The 18,188-nt window shown below is 48.5% G+C and carries 11 protein-coding genes; 8 read left to right on the top strand and 3 right to left on the bottom strand.

Annotated features, from left to right (window positions below):
• Positions 1 to 82 precede the first annotated feature (82 nt).
• The gene (locus ABIE27_RS24145) at positions 83 to 3,121 is read right to left on the bottom strand and encodes a DEAD/DEAH box helicase (RefSeq protein WP_429351697.1); all 3,039 of its coding nucleotides are present in this window, start codon (positions 3,119 to 3,121) and stop codon (positions 83 to 85) included.
• Complete coding sequence (locus ABIE27_RS24140; protein ID WP_161557008.1) at positions 3,118 to 4,863, bottom strand: SWIM zinc finger family protein; 1,746 nt, start codon at positions 4,861 to 4,863, stop codon at positions 3,118 to 3,120. The genes ABIE27_RS24145 and ABIE27_RS24140 overlap by 4 nt, the downstream gene beginning before the upstream one ends.
• 324 nt (positions 4,864 to 5,187) lie before the next feature.
• Here ABIE27_RS24140 and ABIE27_RS24135 point away from each other — a divergent pair, with 324 nt between their 5' ends.
• The gene (locus ABIE27_RS24135) at positions 5,188 to 6,012 is read left to right on the top strand and encodes an endonuclease/exonuclease/phosphatase family protein (protein ID WP_123066248.1); all 825 of its coding nucleotides are present in this window, start codon (positions 5,188 to 5,190) and stop codon (positions 6,010 to 6,012) included.
• A gap of 263 nt (positions 6,013 to 6,275) precedes the next feature.
• Here ABIE27_RS24135 and ABIE27_RS24130 read toward each other — a convergent pair whose 3' ends face one another.
• Complete coding sequence (locus tag ABIE27_RS24130; protein ID WP_123066249.1) at positions 6,276 to 7,103, bottom strand: methyl-accepting chemotaxis protein; 828 nt, start codon at positions 7,101 to 7,103, stop codon at positions 6,276 to 6,278.
• 361 nt (positions 7,104 to 7,464) lie between these two features.
• Between ABIE27_RS24130 and ABIE27_RS24125 the strand changes: the two genes are divergently transcribed.
• From ABIE27_RS24125 to ABIE27_RS24095, 7 genes are all read left to right on the top strand, one after another.
• A complete protein-coding gene (locus tag ABIE27_RS24125) occupies positions 7,465 to 9,777 on the top strand; it encodes a glycoside hydrolase family 88/105 protein (RefSeq protein ID WP_429351696.1) in 2,313 nt (770 codons plus the stop codon).
• A gap of 223 nt (positions 9,778 to 10,000) precedes the next feature.
• Positions 10,001 to 11,332: an ABC transporter substrate-binding protein gene (locus tag ABIE27_RS24120; protein ID WP_429351695.1), complete on the top strand. Its 1,332-nt coding sequence runs from the start codon at positions 10,001 to 10,003 to the stop codon at positions 11,330 to 11,332.
• Positions 11,333 to 11,465: 133 nt separating this feature from the next.
• Positions 11,466 to 12,416, top strand: a complete 951-nt coding sequence (locus ABIE27_RS24115) for a carbohydrate ABC transporter permease (RefSeq protein ID WP_240037110.1) — start codon at positions 11,466 to 11,468, stop codon at positions 12,414 to 12,416.
• Complete coding sequence (locus ABIE27_RS24110) at positions 12,413 to 13,261, top strand: carbohydrate ABC transporter permease (protein WP_123066251.1); 849 nt, start codon at positions 12,413 to 12,415, stop codon at positions 13,259 to 13,261. Before ABIE27_RS24115 ends, ABIE27_RS24110 begins: the two co-directional genes overlap by 4 nt.
• Before the next feature lie 27 nt (positions 13,262 to 13,288).
• Complete coding sequence (locus tag ABIE27_RS24105; RefSeq protein ID WP_429351694.1) at positions 13,289 to 15,178, top strand: cache domain-containing sensor histidine kinase; 1,890 nt, start codon at positions 13,289 to 13,291, stop codon at positions 15,176 to 15,178.
• Positions 15,178 to 16,782 (top strand): response regulator, encoded by a 1,605-nt coding sequence (locus ABIE27_RS24100; protein ID WP_429351693.1) that lies wholly within the window; start codon positions 15,178 to 15,180, stop codon positions 16,780 to 16,782. Before ABIE27_RS24105 ends, ABIE27_RS24100 begins: the two co-directional genes overlap by 1 nt.
• A gap of 185 nt (positions 16,783 to 16,967) precedes the next feature.
• Positions 16,968 to 17,522: a GNAT family N-acetyltransferase gene (locus tag ABIE27_RS24095; RefSeq protein WP_123066254.1), complete on the top strand. Its 555-nt coding sequence runs from the start codon at positions 16,968 to 16,970 to the stop codon at positions 17,520 to 17,522.
• The last annotated feature ends 666 nt before the right edge of the window (positions 17,523 to 18,188 follow it).

Here is an 18,188-nt window from a genome sequence, read left to right as displayed (position 1 = left end):
ACACAACGTTACAAAAGCAAAAAGAGCAAAGCCGGAATCCAAATTCCTAAGCTTCGCTCTTTTTTTATTTTGTCCGGCCAGCTTAACCCGACCAGTCCCGGCGACGCGTGAACAAATCCTTCAGCTCATCGGTCGACAGTTCGGTAATCCAGTTCTCGGAGCTGGTGATGATGTTGTCGCTAAGCTGCTGCTTGCTCTCCAGCATCTCGTCAATGCGTTCCTCCAGTGTACCGAGAGAGATAAATTTGTGCACCTGTACATCTTTGGTTTGTCCCATTCGATACGCCCGGTCAGTTGCCTGATTCTCAACTGCAGGGTTCCACCAGCGGTCAAAGTGAAAGACGTGATTGGCTGCCGTCAGATTCAGGCCAACACCGCCAGCCTTAATCGACAGAATGAATACCGAAGGCTGTTTCTCCGCAGGCAATATGCGAGACTGGAATTCCTCAATCATGCGATCCCTTGCTGTCTTCGACGTGCCGCCATGCAGGTAGAGTACAGGCTCTTGCAATTCCTGCCGCAGCACTTGCTGTAACATCTGCCCCATACCGATATATTGTGTGAAGATAAGGCAGCGTTCGCCCTCGTCACGCAGCTCACGAACAAGCTCCATCAGCCGTTCCAGCTTGGCCGAGCGGCTGATCAGCATCGCCATGTCCTGCGGGCTGTACACATCATAGGTTGATGTTGCCGGGTCGTCCGCAGGCAGCTCTTCAGGCAACGTTTCCTTAGTAAGCAACAGCGGATGGTCACACAGCTGCTTCAATTGGGTTAACGCGGAGAGAATCGCACCTTTGCGCTTGATGCCCTCCAGCTCTTTCATTTTATCCATCAGGGCTTGCACCGATTGATCATATAATGCACTCTGTTCACCTGTGAGGTGGATATATGTTTTCATCTCATTTTTGTCCGGCAGATCAAGCTGGATATTGGGATCTTTTTTCTTACGGCGAAGCATAAACGGTTTCACGAGCTGTTGCAGGTCCTGCATACGCTGCTCATCCTTATCCTTTTCAATCGCACTGATGAAGCGGGTTTGGAATGCGCGAGCACTGCCCAGATAACCCGGATTAATGAAATCGTAGATCGACCACAGCTCGGATAACCGATTCTCGATTGGTGTACCTGTGAGCGCAATGCGATGTTTGGCCGGGAAGCTGCGTACAGCCACGGACTGTTTCGTCTGGGCATTCTTGATGTTCTGTGCTTCATCCAGACAGATGGCAGACCACGTGTAGGTTTCCAGCAGTTCCTGATCCAGCGTCGCTGTGGCGTAGGAAGTAATGATAATATCCGACTGTTCGGCTTGCTCCCGGAATTCTTCTCCGTTTAACCGGCGTGCCCCGTAATGCAGACTGACACGGATGGAAGGAGCAAAACGGCTGATTTCCTTCTGCCAGTTCCCGAGGACTGACGTTGGACAGATCAGAAGGGCAGGTGCTTGTCCCGGCAGTCTTGGCTCATGATCCTTGATATGCAACAAATACGTAATGAATTGAATCGTTTTCCCAAGACCCATATCATCAGCAAGACAAGCGCCTAAGCCGAACCTGCGCAGAAAACCAAGCCAAGCAAAACCTTCTTTCTGGTAGGAACGCAGCTCTGCATGAAGTCCATCGGGGACAGGCAGGGAAGGGGCTCCCCCTTGTCCGCCGCCAAGCTGAGCGATGACCCGGTTCAGATGTTCATTCAATTCCACCTCAAGCCGGATACTCTCGCTAGTCTGAGATGACTCTGCTTCCTGTTCGCCCTCAGCCTGTTGACCTTCTTTCCATTTCTGCTTGGCATATTCTCGCTGTTCATTGTGAAGCAGATGCAAATGCAGAATATCTTGGAACGACAGTCCTTGCTCCCGATTCACACCGCCCATCGCTCTGCGAATTTGCTCCAGCAGATCGGGGTCAAGCGGCACCCATTCGCCGCGGAATCGAACGAGTCGTTCGTTACGGGCGACGAGATCCGCAAATTCTTCTTCACTAAGATCGGCATCCCCAATGGCGATACGCCAGTCAAAATGAATAATCGAGTCCAGTCCGAAGAACGATTGGCCTCGCTCGCTGCCTTCTTCCGCTTTCACTTTGGCTCGCAGCTTCGGTTTTTTCTTCCGGGCGGCTTCCCACCAGCCCGGCAACAGGACTTGCCATCCGGCGGCTAGCAAGCGACCGCTCTCCTGGGTCAAGAACTGCCAGGCTTGCTGATCATCCAGCGGATCGCTCAGGATATCCCGTCTGCCGCTGATGGAGCTGCCAAGACGCGGCAGTTGCGCACGGAGCTGATCCAACCAGCCAGCCGAGCGATCCAGAATAAATGGCGTCCAGCCGTCGGGCCACTCGCCCTCCAGTCGTCCGCGTGAATCGAGCATGACTGGCACGAGAACCGCAGCGTCCAGCTTGTTCTGCAATACCAAACGCAGTCGCCAGGAGAAGTCGTCCTCGTCCGGCTCCTGCAATTGCAGCATCGGGCGGAAGGGTGCGGCATCAGCTTTCCAGCCGATGGACACCAGCCATGACCGAGCATCCAGGCCTCCTGTCCGCGGAAGCACTCCGCGCTCGGGGAAGAGCTGCGGGAATTCCCGCCGCAGGTCGGTGGCTGCTTCTTCGGAGCTATACCAATGTTGGAACACAGCGGCGGAGTAAGCTGCGCCAAGTCCTTCAGCGAAACTCTCGTCCGTCTGCTGCATGGCTTGGTGAAGGGCAGCCAGATCTTGCTTCTTCAGACTATCCGAGTCCCACGTCCATTGCAGCTGTCCGGCACGATAAGCCTCAAAGCTGGGTACATACTTGCGATGATCAATAGACGAGGACAAAATTGGGGCTAGTCGGATCAGGTACTCAGCCTGCTCATCCCACTTCCACTCAATATGAATCAGGGTCTTCATCTCTGCAAAGAATGAGATAACCTCTTCCGCAGGCAGCACGACAAGCTCAATCTCTTCAATCTGCCGAATTTCAAGCTCCGTGCCATAGAAGGAAGGAGCATGCCAAGCGAAGAGGCGCTGTTTCAACGACTGGCCTGACACAAAGTGATGTGTATTCAGGGCGCCGTAAAATAGCGCATCGCCATAGCCGGTCAAAGCCACGTGTACCTCAATCGTTTCCGTGTAAGGGTGAATTAGACTCATGGAATCAGTTTACCTTTCCGAAGCTCCTCCTGCAGGGCGCGCAATCGGCTGTTGCGAACAGCCAGTGCAGTAATGAACTGCTCCCACGGCTCCTCTCGCTTCATTTTTTTATATATTTTGGACAGTCGTTTCAGCAGCTTCACAGCGGCTTTATAACCATCCCTGTTCTTGTGTGCGATATAACGCTCTACCGCCTGATGATAGAACGGCAAAAGCAACTCAGGGGCATCTTTCTCAATAGGTTGCAATACGGCTACTCGGAATTCGAGAGGCTCAGTGCCTGTACTCAGCTGAAAATCAATCCACCTGCGCCACTGCCCACGAGAATGCATGGCATCCTCATAAGCAGGCCTGGAGTGGGGAAGCATGCTGACGAGCGTGTCCCACATCCGGTGCTCAGCTTCTGGGACATGCTGGATCGCGATATCCCACAATCGCATGTAATCCTGTAAAGGAGCGTTGCGGCGATTGGCCAGCAGGGGGCCAAGCTGAACAAGCCATTCGGACAAACGTATCCATTCAGCTGCATCCGTTAGCGTATGGAGAAAGTACAGCAGGTATTCTGGAGGAATACCATAGGCTGAACTGCCATGGACAAGTTTCTGCCAAGCCGATGAATCTTGTTCCAGGTGGTAGTACATCCAGCTCTGTGCCAGAACAAGCGGTAAGGGTAAAGTTACTTTTCTGACGTTCTTCTCTGTGCCGGGCACACCTCCTGCAGACGAAACGATCTTCGCTTCTGCTTCGTTCAGTAGATTTAGTTCTGACTCCAACATCGCCTGTTTACCTTGAAGCCAGGGCACAATCCAGTTTAGCCACAGCTTTGAGTAAATAGGCGTGAAGAACATCATATTAGCTGTCTCCGGCAACATCTCTGTCCGCAAATAAGCCGAAGTTTCATCCAGTCTTGCCCAGACTTGTTCAAGTGCCGTACCTTTTAATCCGGACAAGTCCAGGGACTGGAGCAGCAAGGCTTCAATTCCTTTTTGGAGAGCGTCTACCGCCAGCTGGGCAGGGTAACTTAAATACACAGGAGTATGCGTAATAGAATTGCGCGCGGGCGGTATACAGTAACGCATGAGGTAAAGCTGAACATGCAGCTCAAACAGCTGATCCATCGCCGCTGACATCCTGGGTTTGATTGTGTACAGTTCATCCGCAGCTTCCTGAACGTAGGCCGTCGTTGCTGTTCCTGTGCCGAGTCGTTTGAGGCTCGCTCGAAATAGTTCGTGCCATTCAGTAATGTCCATTCCGGCGAGTTCGGCTGCCCGCTCTTTAATCGCGGTATACTGGTAGCTGTTTGAAGAGTTGTCTTGGAGAGCCTCCTCTTGTTCCGTAACTTCGCTGAAGCTATAAGCTCTCGCAGACGCCGAACCTGCCGGTTTGCTGGTTTGCTTCAAGGCAGTACTTGCATGTGCATTGACTAGTGCAGGAACGGGGCGTCCTTGCTGTTCAGCATAACTCATCAATACAGCGGCCATATGTTTGCATGGAGAGTTAACCGGGCAGGCACAATAACTGGTGGACAAGTCCTGCATACGGAGCACAACCTCGTAAGATTCTGATCCTTGTACCTCGGCAATAATGGCCTGAGCATCGTTGAAGCTTATTAATCCAACACGTTTCTGTTTATAATATTGGAATCCACGCATGATTGTCAGGTTGTTAAAAAGATCTGCAACTTCACGAATCAGTGCTTGCCACTGCGTGTCATCCATGATCTGATCCTTAGGTATGTTCATCATTCCATCTCCTGGGGTATACATGGTTAACTAATGATGACGTCCTCGACGTCACGGCCTAGATTTGTAATGCTTCTATCCTAGCTTCTATCCTAGCTTCTATCATATCAGTTCTGGAGATGCTCGTGCAGACGTCATCGCAATCTACATAGTCTTGCTTTGTGGAGAAAAGGGATGATTTGGTCCCTTTCATATCTGCACACATGCATGAATACTCCATATTGTGTATGCTTGTCTTATAACGTATGTATTCATTTCAGGAGCAGTACTGGCTGCGCGGCAGCCATGTAAAGACTATATTCAACAACAGGAGCGAGCATAGAGATGAAAATTCTTACATTAAACGTCCACGCCTGGGCGGAAGAAGACCAACGAAACAAGATCAGTCAACTGGCTGAATTTATCAATACACATCAATTTGATATCATATCGATGCAAGAGGTGAACCAGCCGATTCATGAATCGGCACTACCTCAAGAGGAACTGCAGACGTATGTAGCAACCGAAGCGGATGTGACGATCAAAAAAGATAACTACGCTCATGTCCTGCTACAGCAGTTAACCGAGACGTATTACTGGACCTGGATTCCAACACACATCGGATTTCGTACATACGATGAAGGGTTGGCGATTCTAAGCCGGACACCAATTACTCGTTCATTTAGCGAATACGTGTCCCACATGCGGGATTATAACAACTATCGAACACGCAAAATCGTCGGGATTGAGACGAGCCTGCAAGGAGAGTCCACATCCACATGGTTTGTGAATGGACATTATAACTGGTGGGATGATGCACAGGAACCTTTTAAGGGGCAATGGGATTTGACCGAGCGTGTGCTTGTACCTTATATGCACCAACCGTTGTATCTGATGGGGGACTTCAACAATGTCGCGGAGATTCGTGGACAAGGCTACGATTACATGATGGAGCATGGCTGGAATGATCTGTACACGACAGCCAGGCAAAAAGACGATGGAGCTACTGTAGTCAAAGCGATTGCTGGGTGGGCGAATAATGAACAACCGCTAAGGATTGATTATATTTTTTCTAATCGTCCTGTTCAGGCGCAAACCTCCAACGTTGTGTTAAATGGTACAAACGGGCCTGTCGTATCCGATCATTTCGGTGTTGCGGTAGAGATATAAGGATCTTCCGAGTTTAAGCTTTAGCGCACGCATTCTCTTTCTCGTGTAAGCCGGAATATTATATTCGATTAAGCAGATGAAAGCCTCCGCTCATTTCCTGGACAGGGAATGACAGCGGAGGCTCTTGGTGTTTCCTTAGTTGTGATTATTCCTTATGTAAATCGTGATGACTAGGGTTGCTTTTCTAACATTCAAACTACCATTCGCTTTAGATCGATATGTTTATTTATACCTCTTGCCCTGTCTAACTCCATCTACAATAGTTACTCAAGCGCGAGCATCTGTTGCACAAACTTTTTCAAATTTGCACCGGTCTCACTCAGTTGTTCAATACTCTGCATAAATTCAGTCACAAGCTTGGCCTGATCTCCAGTTGCTGTCGTAATCTGGCTAATCTCTTGTTCCATATATTTCATGGAATGCTGCACACTGCTCAGAGAGGTCTCGATATCCGATGCAGCTTGTTTCGTATGATCGGAGAGTTTGCGAACTTCACTAGCTACGATGCCGAATCCGGCTCCTTGCTCACCGACACGAGCGGCCTCGATCATTGCGTTTAATCCAAGCAGATTGGTTTGCTCGGAGACTTCACGAATTACGTTAGTGACTTTTGTGACGTTAATCGAATTTTCGGTTGCCTTTTGAGAATTTCGCAAAATTTCCTCCGAGGTTGCTGACAGCTGCTCCGAATGGGCTGCAATTTGCTGAATGCCGCCAACAAGGGAGTTGATTGTTGTTTCACTTTCGCTAATTAGCGATTCCAGTGTCAGGTGATTATCAAGTGCATAGTTGACCCCCAGGATGCCGACAACTTGTCCGTTTTCTTTCACAGGAATGAGGATGGAATCGAAAGGCCTTCCCTGAAGATCGCCAGGCATACGCACAACGGTGCGGGAGTCCTTGTTGCTTAGCATTTTGAAATGTTTGTAATCATCATGTAGTTCGTCACCGGCTTTTACACCAATATCTAGACTTTGGGCTTCGGAGAAATATAATACCTTTTCGTGATCATTGATCGATATGGAGATATCATCACGGAACATTTGACGTACAAAAGGCATCGCATTGACCAGAGATTCAAGCGTATTCAATATTAATCTGTCCTTTCCAAAATAATATGGGTTGTTATTAAACTACCTAGTATATATCGGTTATGTTTTGAATTTGTTTAAACCATGACTGGACTTAGTTCCACATTTATCCTTATTATATGGAGGGCTAAGTGAAAAATTGAGACTGTAGTGTAAGCGTAAACAAAAACCTGTAGCCACCATGGTCTATGTCAGTTATACTAGGATTATTAATCGGTATGAATGGTAAAAGTAATACTTTTGTCTTCTTCACAAAGGGGTATCCTCACTGAGGTTAAGCGCTATATCTGTATCCTGAAAATAGGTGAACAACGTCCTGTAAACAAGCATGGGCTTTTATAAGATGGAGAAGTATTTCAACATGAGAGGAATGTGGCATTCAATGACGACGTATTTCAGTGAACCGCAGAGCATGTATTATCGATTTGGAGAAGATCAGGAGCAGGTATTGAAGGTGCTCGCTGAGAGATACATTGGGGCTAATGCACAGGCCGATTTCGTATATCGGGCGTTTCAGCACTCCGGAATTTTGCAAAATGAAAAAGGACTTTATGATTTGAATCTTGGTAAACGCTTTCCAGATGCGCCGAAAGATCATATTTCCTATGCTGCAGCGCTGGTCTGGGGGGATGAGAACCGTAATCTCGATGTGCTGGTAAGTTGTTATGGACCGGTCCGCTTTTATTTTAACAACGAGTTGATCTACCGTTCTACGGTCATTGATGAGATAACGCCAGATGCCACGGTGAAGCTTGGAATCGACATTCAACCTGGCTGGAATACCGTTTGGCTGGAGATGAAAAACACCCCTGCCGGATTCGGATGCCAGTTCGGTTCTGATGAAGGCAAAGTGCGTATTCTGAATGTATTGGCTCCGTTTCAGGAGCGTTCAGGACAAGCGGGATGGGTCTTCTCCGAACCCGTTGCATCCGGGCACGCACAGCCGAACCTGCTCGCAGGTCAAGGGGAGAGTGATTTGAAGTGGCTACCTGAGGTTCAATGGTCTGCTTCGGATCGGAATAAACCGGCTCTGGAACGAATCTACGGACTTCTTCCCGGCAGACATGCTTATGCGTGGACTCATCTGAACAACCGTGATATATCCGGAGGCTCGGTTCGCTTGTCTGGACAATCCTCCGGTCCACTTCAGATATGGCTTGGTGGCAGACCGGTTGCAGAAGTGAAGCAAGCCGGGTCATTTGAAGTGGAAGTAGCGGCTTCATTTGGTCGGAATGATCTTTTAGTTCGAAGTGAATGCCAGGCTGGCGCTGGCTCATGGGGGTTCGATCTGAAAGCATCTGTTGGCTCGGAGTCACTACCATTGGAGCTTCCACAGCGAGTGCAAGGGGCATTGGATGAAAGCTGGCTCTATGCAGGCCCTTTTGAATCCGGGGCTGAGCCAGAACTTACAGATTTGATGCGTCTGGATCGCGTGTACCGGACAAGTGCAGGGCACCAGGGCGCAGAGGCGAGTAGTGCTTCAGCTGGAGCAGAACGGACATATTGGCGACTAGACCGGCCGGATGCATTCATCCGACCTTATTATGAGAATGCGATGCTGAGCAATAAATGGACAGTGGGCAGTGTAACCAACTACGGACGTTGGGATTACCCGCTTGGGGTTACCGTTTACGGGCTGCTGCAGGCGGGACGGTATATGCAAAGACCGGATATCACGTGTTATGCGGCAGAACATGTGCAGGCATGCACTCAGATGTATGAGTATTCTCTGTGGGATCGGGAGCAGTACGGCTTCCCTGCAATCAATCAGCAACTGATCATGTTGAAAATGTTGGATAACTGTGGTTCCTTTGGCTCAGCGATGCTGGAGGCTTATAGCGAATGCAAGGAACCGACATTCCTGCCGATTGCTGATCGAATTGCAGACTTTATGCTTTCCCGCTTGGAACGTCAAGCGGATGGGGCGTTCTATCGCACATGTGCGGGTGAATATGCGGAGAACACGATGTGGGCAGATGATCTATATATGAGCACACCATTCTTGGTGCGCTATGCTCGTGTGACAGGGAAGTCCGAGGCGCTCGACGAAGCAGCAAAACAGTTTTCACTGTATCGCAAATATTTGTTCATGCCTGAGTACAAGATCATGTCTCATGTGTATGATTTCAAATACGAACAGGCTACACAGATTCCTTGGGGGCGTGGCAATGGGTGGACACTGTTCTCCCTGACGGAAGTACTGGAGGCATTGCCGGAAGACCATCCAGAGCGTCCCGCTCTAATCGCTTTTTTCAATGAGCTGTGTGAGGGTTATGCCGCACTGCAAAGTGAGAGCGGGCTCTGGCATCAAGTGTTGAATCATTCGGAGACGTACCTGGAAGCCTCCTGTACAGCGATGTTTGCCTATGGTTTTGCGCGCGGTGTACGTTTTGGCTGGTTCAAAAACCCTGGGGCTTACGTTAAAGCAGCTCAGCGGGCTTGGAAGGGACTGGTTAGCAGCGCCATTGACCGACAAGGGAATGTGCACGGTGTATGCAGTGGATCGAGATATGCTTTCACTGCGGAATACTATGATCAGGATCTACGTACCGTAACGAATGACAACCATGGGATTGGAATCATGATGCTGGCAGGAACAGAGGTAGCTAAGATGGAGAGATATTTGTCGGAGCGCACGGCGAAGTCTACAGCTTCTACTGTGCATTCTGGATAGAACGAGGTTGTACCATCTTCCTACCTGTTTCATTTTTTAGCGTTGTTCATAATGAAGGGTTAAGCGCCACCGGGAATGTGGTTTCCGGTGGTTTTTCTTTCCTGCGAACCCCTTACTTTTTTGACAGGATAGCTTACTTTTGTTTATGTCATGTACAGAGACAGGCGATTACAATAGTTTTGTAAGCGATTTCATATAAGCAAAAAGGGGAGGAAATTCATTCATGATCATCACCAAAAAGTGGGTAACCCTGTTCTGCCTGTCCCTGTTATTATTCGCTACAGCCTGTTCTGGAGGAACCTCAAGCACACCAGCATCTTCCGGTGAGTCAGGTCAAGGCGGTGCGTCTGACAAAATTGAACTACGCATGACCTGGTGGGGATCACAGACCAGACATGATCTGACAACCAAAGTAATCAAACTGTTTGAAGAGAAACATCCAGGCATCACGATTAAACCTGAATATTCGGGATGGGATGGTTATTTTGACAAGCTTACAACACAGGTCGCTGGCTCCAACGCTCCAGATATCATCCAGATGGATTATGCGTTTCTGACGGACTTTGCACGGCGCGGTGCTTTGCTCGACTTGACGCCTTATGCAGATAAAGAACTGCGTATTAAAGATCACGACAAGAGTATGATTACAGCCGGATCGATCGACGATAAATTATATGCCATCACCCTGGGGGTCAATGCACCAGGTGTCATATATGATGCAACATTATTCCAGCAGCTCGGCATTGAAGAGCCAAAGGAGAGCTGGACATGGGAGGACTTCTCAGCGACTGCAGCCAAGATTGCGGCGGCGAAGGGAGAGGGGTTCTACGGCTCCGCTGACATTTCCGGTGCCACCAACATGTTTGAGGTATTTGTACGCCAGTCCGGCAAAGGACTATTCGAAGATGGCACCATGACAGCCACAAGTGACCAATTGAAAGAGTGGTTTGATATGTGGGCCGCCCTGCGTGAGAACAGAGGAGCTACGTCTGCAGAAGTCGCAGCTTCGACAACGAATGCACTCGAAACCAGACCGATTTCTTTGGGTACAGCAGCCATGGATTTTGCATGGTCCAACCAGTTGCTTACGTTCCAACAAGTCAACAAAAACCAGGATCATAAACTTGGCATTCAAGTGTTGCCACACGGTGTGAACGAACAACGGATCGGTGAGTATCTGAAGCCGGGCCAGTTCCTGTCCGGTTATTCCAAATCGAAACATCCCAAAGAAGTGGCTATGTTCATTGATTTCATGGTAAATGATCCAGAAGCAACAGCGATTCTTGGCTCGGAGCGCGGTGTGCCTGTCAATGCAAGCATCCGTGAGCAGATGCAGCCAAAGCTGTCAGAGGGAGAGAAAGTCATTTTCCAATTCATTGATACCGTATCGAAGCATTCCAGTGAGATTAGCCCGCCATACCCGCAAGGATTTGCTGAAGTAGACACGAGTTTCAAAAGTGCAAGCGAACAGATCGCTTTTGGCCAAGGTAGTATGACAGACATCATTGCCCAATTTATTGAAGGCGCCAAAGCAACGCTTGGATCAAGCCAGTAAAGAGAATATAACTTGTAGCTAGACGAGTTTAACCTGTATTTGTATCTGTAAATATATCGCGCAGATATATTTACAGATACAACTGGCAGAAACCGTTCCAATGAACTTCAAATATTGCGGGGAGGTTGCGAAAATGACGACATCACAGGTCAGTCAAGCCAGAATCGAGAAAGTAGCCGCCCGGCGCGTGAGACGTCGATACGCCCATAATGGAGCCGCACTGCTTTTTCTCGCCCCTTGGCTTGTCGGATTAGTATTCCTGACCCTGGGTCCCATGCTTGCTTCGTTATACATTTCCTTTACCGACTACAGTATCCTGGCCGCCCCGAATTGGGTCGGTCTGGATAATTACGTCACAATGTTTACTTCTGACAAACTGTTCGGCAAGTCACTTCAGGTGACATTTACCTATGTAGCGGTATCTGTTCCGCTTAAACTGATTTTTGCTTTGTTTGTTGCTATGCTGCTCAACAAAGGCATTCGCGGACTTGGCATATATCGCACCGTGTATTACATCCCGACATTGCTGGGAGGCAGCGTAGCTATTGCGATGTTATGGCGGAAAATGCTCGGCGGTGACGGGTTGCTTAACAGCGTGCTTGCAATGGTAGGCATTAAAGCGCCGGACTGGGTGGCTAATCCGAAGTACGCATTGTATTCCATTGTTCTGTTGTCCGTATGGCAGTTTGGCTCATCCATGATCATCTTCCTGGCCGGACTCAAACAGATTCCACCGGAGTACGATGAAGCTTCAGCCGTAGATGGTGCGGGTCCGATGCGGAGATTTTTCTATATCACATTGCCGATCCTGTCGCCAGTGATCTTCTTTAATCTGGTTATGCAACTGATTACGTCCTTTCAATCGTTCACGCAGGCCTTCATTATCAGTAACGGTAGCGGTGGTCCGGTGAATTCAACATTGATGTACTCTCTGTATCTGTACAAAAAAGGGTTCTCCTTCTTCCAGATGGGTTACGCTTCCGCCATGGCATGGGTGCTGGTAATCCTGATCGGCGTATTTACATTGCTCGTATTCCGCAGCAGCAAGTTGTGGGTACACTATGAGGATGGTGGAAAATCATGATTGGACAACGGAACTCTGCAGCATGGATTGTCACCAAACATGTTCTAATATCAGGCATCGCCTTTGTCATGCTCTATCCTGTTCTGTGGATGCTGGGCAGCTCGTTCAAACCGGGACATATGATTTTTACGGAGACCTGGTTCTGGCCGAAGGAGTGGAATTGGCAAAATTATATGACGGGCTGGTCTGGTGCTCAGGGCAATGCTTTTTCCAAATTTCTGACCAACTCCGTTGTTCTGTCGGTGGGAGCCGTACTAGGAAATGTAATCTCCTGTTCAATGGCGGCCTATGCATTTGCCCGGCTGAACTTCCGCTTCAAAGCCATCTGCTTCGGGTTGATGCTAATGACGATTATGCTGCCGCATCACGTTACGCTGATCCCGCAGTATATTCTCTTTAATCAGCTGGAGTGGGTGAATACGTACCTGCCGCTTGTTGTGCCGAAATGGCTTGCGACCGATGCGTTCTTCATCTTCCTGATGGTACAGTTTTTCCGGGGATTGCCGCGAGAACTGGACGAAGCAGCGACGATCGATGGTTGTGGACCGGTAAGAATCTATACCAAAATCATTATCCCGCTCGCTTTTCCGGCACTGGTAACGACGATGATCTTTACGTTCTTGTGGACATGGGATGATTTCTTCAGTCAGTTGATCTACCTGAGCGACGTGAGCAAGTACACCGTTCCGCTGGGACTGCGCCTGTTCCTGGATTCGAGCTCACAGTCCGATTGGGGTCCGATGTTTGCGATGTCTGTTTTATCCCTTGTGCCATGTTTTATCGTATTTATCGTGTGTCAGAAGTACTTCGTGGAAGGAATCGCGACCTCTGGGCTCAAAGGGTAATTCCAAGACGAAACGAGTTGATTCCGAGTGCGAAAAACAAGATGGTCTGCCTACATTCTTCAAAAGCTGCAACAAAGCAAGCTCTCCACATTGATGGTGACTTGCTTTATTGCGTTTAATTTGTTGCTTGTCTCCATTATTGTATGGCTGGCTTACCAATCCTTCTCTGCGGTCACATTTACCGAAATCAGCAAAGCACGTCTTGCTCTTTTGAATGAGAGCACTAGGCGGGGCTTTGATTTTATTACAGGGGTAACGGGCACGTCCTATGGGCTCGCAAGCAACAGGGAGTTGTCCAACTTGCTGGATACGTCCAATACGGGCAGGTTGGCACAGATTCATCAGCGGAGAGAAGTTACGCGAATTCTGGATCACACCATGGTGGTGAGTGAAGGAATTACCTCGATTGAGTTGTATACCGATGCCTTTAATGAAGTAACGGTTACGATGGCTGACCATATTTTTCCGGTAGATGCTATATCGAATGATTCATGGTTTGCCGCACTGGAAAAGGCGGACGCAGCCTGGGTTCCGTTACGTGAGAATGAATCGGGCCAATCCTTGGTTGGATATGCACAGCGGATCTATGACAGTCGGGGTGGGACGGTCGCTTATGTGCTCATTCGTCTAAGCAGGGCGGATATCGTACGCAGATTTGCCGATGTTCCTATGGTGCTCGATGGCCAAGTGCTGCTGGTCGATACCGCAGGCAATGTGGTAATGCGAATGGGGAAAGCCGATCCGTCAGGAGGAAGTACGGGTCAGTCTGATCGAGAAGATCAATCAAGTCCTGGAGAAAAGCAGACTATAGCTCAAGGAACGGTGGAAGGAACGGACTCATCTTCTTCTATTATAGATAGTGCCTGGATTCAGGAGCATGCGCGACCTGGAGAAGATGGATTCGAAGTGGTATCGGGTCAACCGGGTGGAGCCCAATTGGTGCTGTATTCCAGGCCTGCTATGCTTCAGTGGCGTCTTGTGCAGACGATTCCTGTCTATACTTTGTTATCCCCGGTGCGCCAAGCAGGCTGGCAGATTCTCGGCATCGCCGTGCTTGGATTGTTATGCTCGGCTGTGCTTGCTTATTTGTTTGTAAGGCAGATTATTCGGCCTCTGCGCCAATTGATCAAACGAATGAGACAGCTCGAAAAAGGGGACTTCGATACGCGTGTAAAACTGTCGTTTACAGAGGAGTACGCGCATCTGGCATATGGGTTTAACCATATGGCTTCACAGCTTACGATGCTGATGGAGCAGGTCAAGGAAGAGAGTCGTGCGAAACGGGAAGCGCAAACCAGCTTGCTTGAAGCGCAGATCAAACCCCATTTCTTATACAATACGCTGGATATGATTCACTGGCGTGCACTTGATTATGAAGCGAAGGACATCAGTCGTATGATTGTGCAATTGAGCAAGCTGCTGCGGATCGGGCTGAGCGGGGGCAGGTTGTTTATCCGTGTAAGGGATGAATTGGAGCATGCCCGTTGTTACGTCAGTATTCAATCTGAACGCTTGCCATTCTCCATTCAATATGAGGAGCGTATCGATCCGCGTATACGTGGGTGTCATATCCCCAAGATCATTTTGCAACCCTTTATTGAAAATGCTGTGATGCATGGGCATCCATCGGAAGGGACGTTGCGTATCCACGTATGTATTGCCCCGGCGGAAGGGTCTGTTGCTGACATCACCATTCGAATCACGGATAATGGACAAGGTTTGCCGGAGGGGTGGAACATGGAGGATGCACGAGGTATCGGTGTTCGTAATGTACATCAACGCATTCAGTTGTACTGCGGACAAAGGTATGGCGTGCAGTTAAGTAATGGAGGTTCAGGCGGTGTCGAAGTGGAGATTACACTACCGCGCATTGAGACCGAAGAGCAATTAAATCTGTGGCTGGACGGTGAAAAATGATGAAAACCATTATGCTTGTCGATGACGACCCGCATATTATTAAAGCGCTGACCGAGCATATCAACTGGCCCTCCCTGGGCCTGAGTATTGCTGGTACAGCGGCAAACGGGGTGGATGCACTTGAGCTGTTCCACCGCGTACGTCCGGATCTTGTCATGACCGACGTATACTTACCGGGTATGACCGGACTTGAAGTCACGCAGGAGTTGCGGCGTGACTATCCCCACTTGCCGATTATCATCCTTAGTGGATATGACGAGTTTGAAAACGCTAGAGCGGCTATGCGCTGGGGCGTGAATCACTTTTTGCTAAAGCCAGCGGAGGTGGAGGAGATTGAGTCAGTGCTGCGGGAAGTGATGCTGGAACAAGATGTGCGAGAGCGGCGAGAGCGACTGGAGCGGACGTACAAACAAGAAGCGGGACGAGTGCTCCCTTACCTGCGCAAACAGTTCCTTCATGAGTTGCTGACCACACGTTATCGAGCAGACGAATTACCCGAGGCACGGATGGAGTATATCGGGTTTCAAATCTATGATAAGGTTCGTGCAGTCAGTTTGCAGCTGAATCGTCCGGGTTTTATGACACGTATGAAAGAGCGAGACTGGCAACTGTTACGTTATGGAGCGGCAGATATCATTCAGGAAACAGTGAAGCAACAGACTGCTGGGATGGCGAATTGCCAAGTGGAGGTTGTGGATTATTCGGATCAGGTATTTGTGCTCGTGATGCTTGGAGACAAGGATTATTTGGAGGACTTGCAGGATCTCGTAGGTCGGATGATTGATCAGATCTTTACGTATCTAAAAATTGAAGTTAGCGCCGGTATTGGCCGGGTGAAAGATCATCCCTGCGAAGTCATCGACTCTTATCTGGAGAGCAGGGAAGCGGTAGAACGAGCGGAGTTTCAGGGCGGGAACCGCATTTATCATGTGGAGACATCGGAAGGGATGGAGCGGAGTGCGACAGATTATTCTTTGTTGCTTCATCAATGGGATGAGGCGTGGGCTGATCTGCGGGTTAGTCAAGCGGAGGAGGTCTGGCTTCAATTATTCCAATCGCTGCAAGAGGGGAACTGTGCAAGCATTCAGGATGCCCAGGTGGTAGCAGTTAGTTTATTTGATACGATGATGCATAGCTGGAAAAAGCAACATCCGATGCTGACACCGCCTCTCACGATGAGCGACTTCCTGCGTGAAATACAGTCGAAATATGCTTTGCTTGATCTGATAAACTGGATGGATGGCGTCATTAAGGGATGGCTGGAGCAGATCCGTAAGGAGATGGGGGAGAAGAAAAGCAACAAGCTTATCGCTCAAGTGAAACATTACGTTGAGGAGCATTACGCAGAGGAGATCAGTTTCGAGGCTATCGCAAAAGGTCTTTTTGTGCACCCCAAGTATTTAAGCCAGCTATTCAAAAGGGTAACCGGAGAGAATTTTGTCAGCTACCTGAATGGGTATCGGATCCAGCGGGCAGTGGAGCTTTTGCAGTCGGGACATTATATGGTTTACGAAGTCAGTGAGATGACGGGGTTCCGAAATGCGACGTATTTTAGTCAGGTGTTCAAGATGTTGACGGGGAAAAGCCCATCAGAGGTGGGTTGAGGTGGTAGAATTGTCAGTTAAGTAAGATGAAGATTTGGGATTCTAAGTCAGATCGAGTTAGGTGAACGCCCAGAATAGAGTACTATATAGTAGAGGAAGAGGTAAGGCGAGTATGAAATGCAGCTTATTCCAGAGAGTAGATGATGTTGTTTAATGCTAGTCATGAAAGGTGTGAGAGGGGCGAAATGATCATTAATGACCAGGATTATCGTGTCAAAGGGATGCATTATACCATTCGTTCAGCCATGGAAAAGGATGCTGATAAGTTAAGTTCACTTCGTGTGCAACTGGACGGGGAAACGGATAACATGGATCGTGAAGCGGGAGAAGCCTTCATTGATGTTGCTGGTTTCAGAGAGCTGATTCGCATGGATACCGCAAAGCGTAACCATCTGTTTCTGGTTGCTGTGGCATCAGGTGACATTGTCGGGTACTGCAGGTGTGCTGGATCTGAGTTAAAGCGTTTTTCGCATCAGGTTGAGTTTGGGGTATGTGTTGCCCGTTCTTTCTGGGGATATGGCATAGGAAGAGAGATGCTACAATCGTCTTTACAATGGGTAGATGAACAAGGAATTGAAAAGGTAACGTTAAAGGTACTTGCAACGAATGATAAAGCGATACGATTATATGAGACAAGCGGTTTTGAGGTTGAAGGTGTATTCAAGCGAGATCGAAGGCATGCGGATGGCCGGTATTACGATACCGTGGTGATGGCCAGATTTGCTGATGGAATGAGGTAGGATGGGGAAGTAAGTGCGGTTGTTTAGAGACTAGAATAAATGGAGTACATGCTACCAAGGATCGTTTTATCTATAATAATGGATGAGAGGAGTATATGATGGATGTAGGCTAGAGGATAATCATTAAGGAAACACTGGTCTGTTCATTCTATTCTATTCGGACTACATGTTTAAATATTAAGTTCTTCTGTAAGGTATAATTGATGTGTAGTTGCAGTAAGTAAGGTATTTAAAAGAATGCAGAATATTAGCGTAGCATCAAATGTCGTTATACAAGCGTGTAGAAGTTGATATATGATACTAAACTTATAGAAGAATACTATTGGGATATTTTACAAGTTGTCAAAGAGTTGTATGTTATGATATATTCTATATCCGGCCAAGAAAACACAGTTTATACGGTGCGGCAAGCAAATGGAAATAAGCTTCGACAGAAACTTGAAAAAAAGAGCTTGCAAAGTTGGTTCGGAAGTGATATGATATAAGAGTTGCTGGAACGGAATGGTTTCGGTAGCGAGAAAAGTTTGATCTTTGAAAACTGAACAACGAGTGAGTAACGATCTTGCTTGCAAGATCGACGCTGGAAAAATTGGTACACGTCTTCGGACTGTATGATTTTGAAAGCACAATGAGATTTTTAATCTCGTCAGATTCAAAATGAGCTTA

The sequence above is a fragment of the Paenibacillus sp. 4624 genome (genome assembly GCF_050435065.1).
In the GTDB taxonomy this organism is placed as follows: Bacteria; Bacillota; Bacilli; order Paenibacillales; family Paenibacillaceae; genus Paenibacillus; species Paenibacillus amylolyticus_D.
This window is presented reverse-complemented; position numbering and strand designations above follow the sequence as displayed.

Bases quoted from the DNA above. Each gene is read 5' to 3' on its own strand.
- ABIE27_RS24120 (WP_429351695.1), top strand. From the start codon at position 10,001: ATGATCATCACCAAAAAGTGGGTAACCCTGTTCTGCCTGTCCCTGTTA.
- ABIE27_RS24115 (WP_240037110.1), top strand. From the start codon at position 11,466: ATGACGACATCACAGGTCAGTCAAGCCAGAATCGAGAAAGTAGCCGCC.
- ABIE27_RS24125 (WP_429351696.1), top strand. From the start codon at position 7,465: ATGAGAGGAATGTGGCATTCAATGACGACGTATTTCAGTGAACCGCAG.
- ABIE27_RS24100 (WP_429351693.1), top strand. From the start codon at position 15,178: ATGAAAACCATTATGCTTGTCGATGACGACCCGCATATTATTAAAGCG.
- ABIE27_RS24095 (WP_123066254.1), top strand. From the start codon at position 16,968: ATGATCATTAATGACCAGGATTATCGTGTCAAAGGGATGCATTATACC.
- ABIE27_RS24140 (WP_161557008.1), bottom strand. From the start codon at position 4,863: ATGAACATACCTAAGGATCAGATCATGGATGACACGCAGTGGCAAGCA.
- ABIE27_RS24135 (WP_123066248.1), top strand. From the start codon at position 5,188: ATGAAAATTCTTACATTAAACGTCCACGCCTGGGCGGAAGAAGACCAA.
- ABIE27_RS24110 (WP_123066251.1), top strand. From the start codon at position 12,413: ATGATTGGACAACGGAACTCTGCAGCATGGATTGTCACCAAACATGTT.
- ABIE27_RS24145 (WP_429351697.1), bottom strand. From the start codon at position 3,121: ATGAGTCTAATTCACCCTTACACGGAAACGATTGAGGTACACGTGGCT.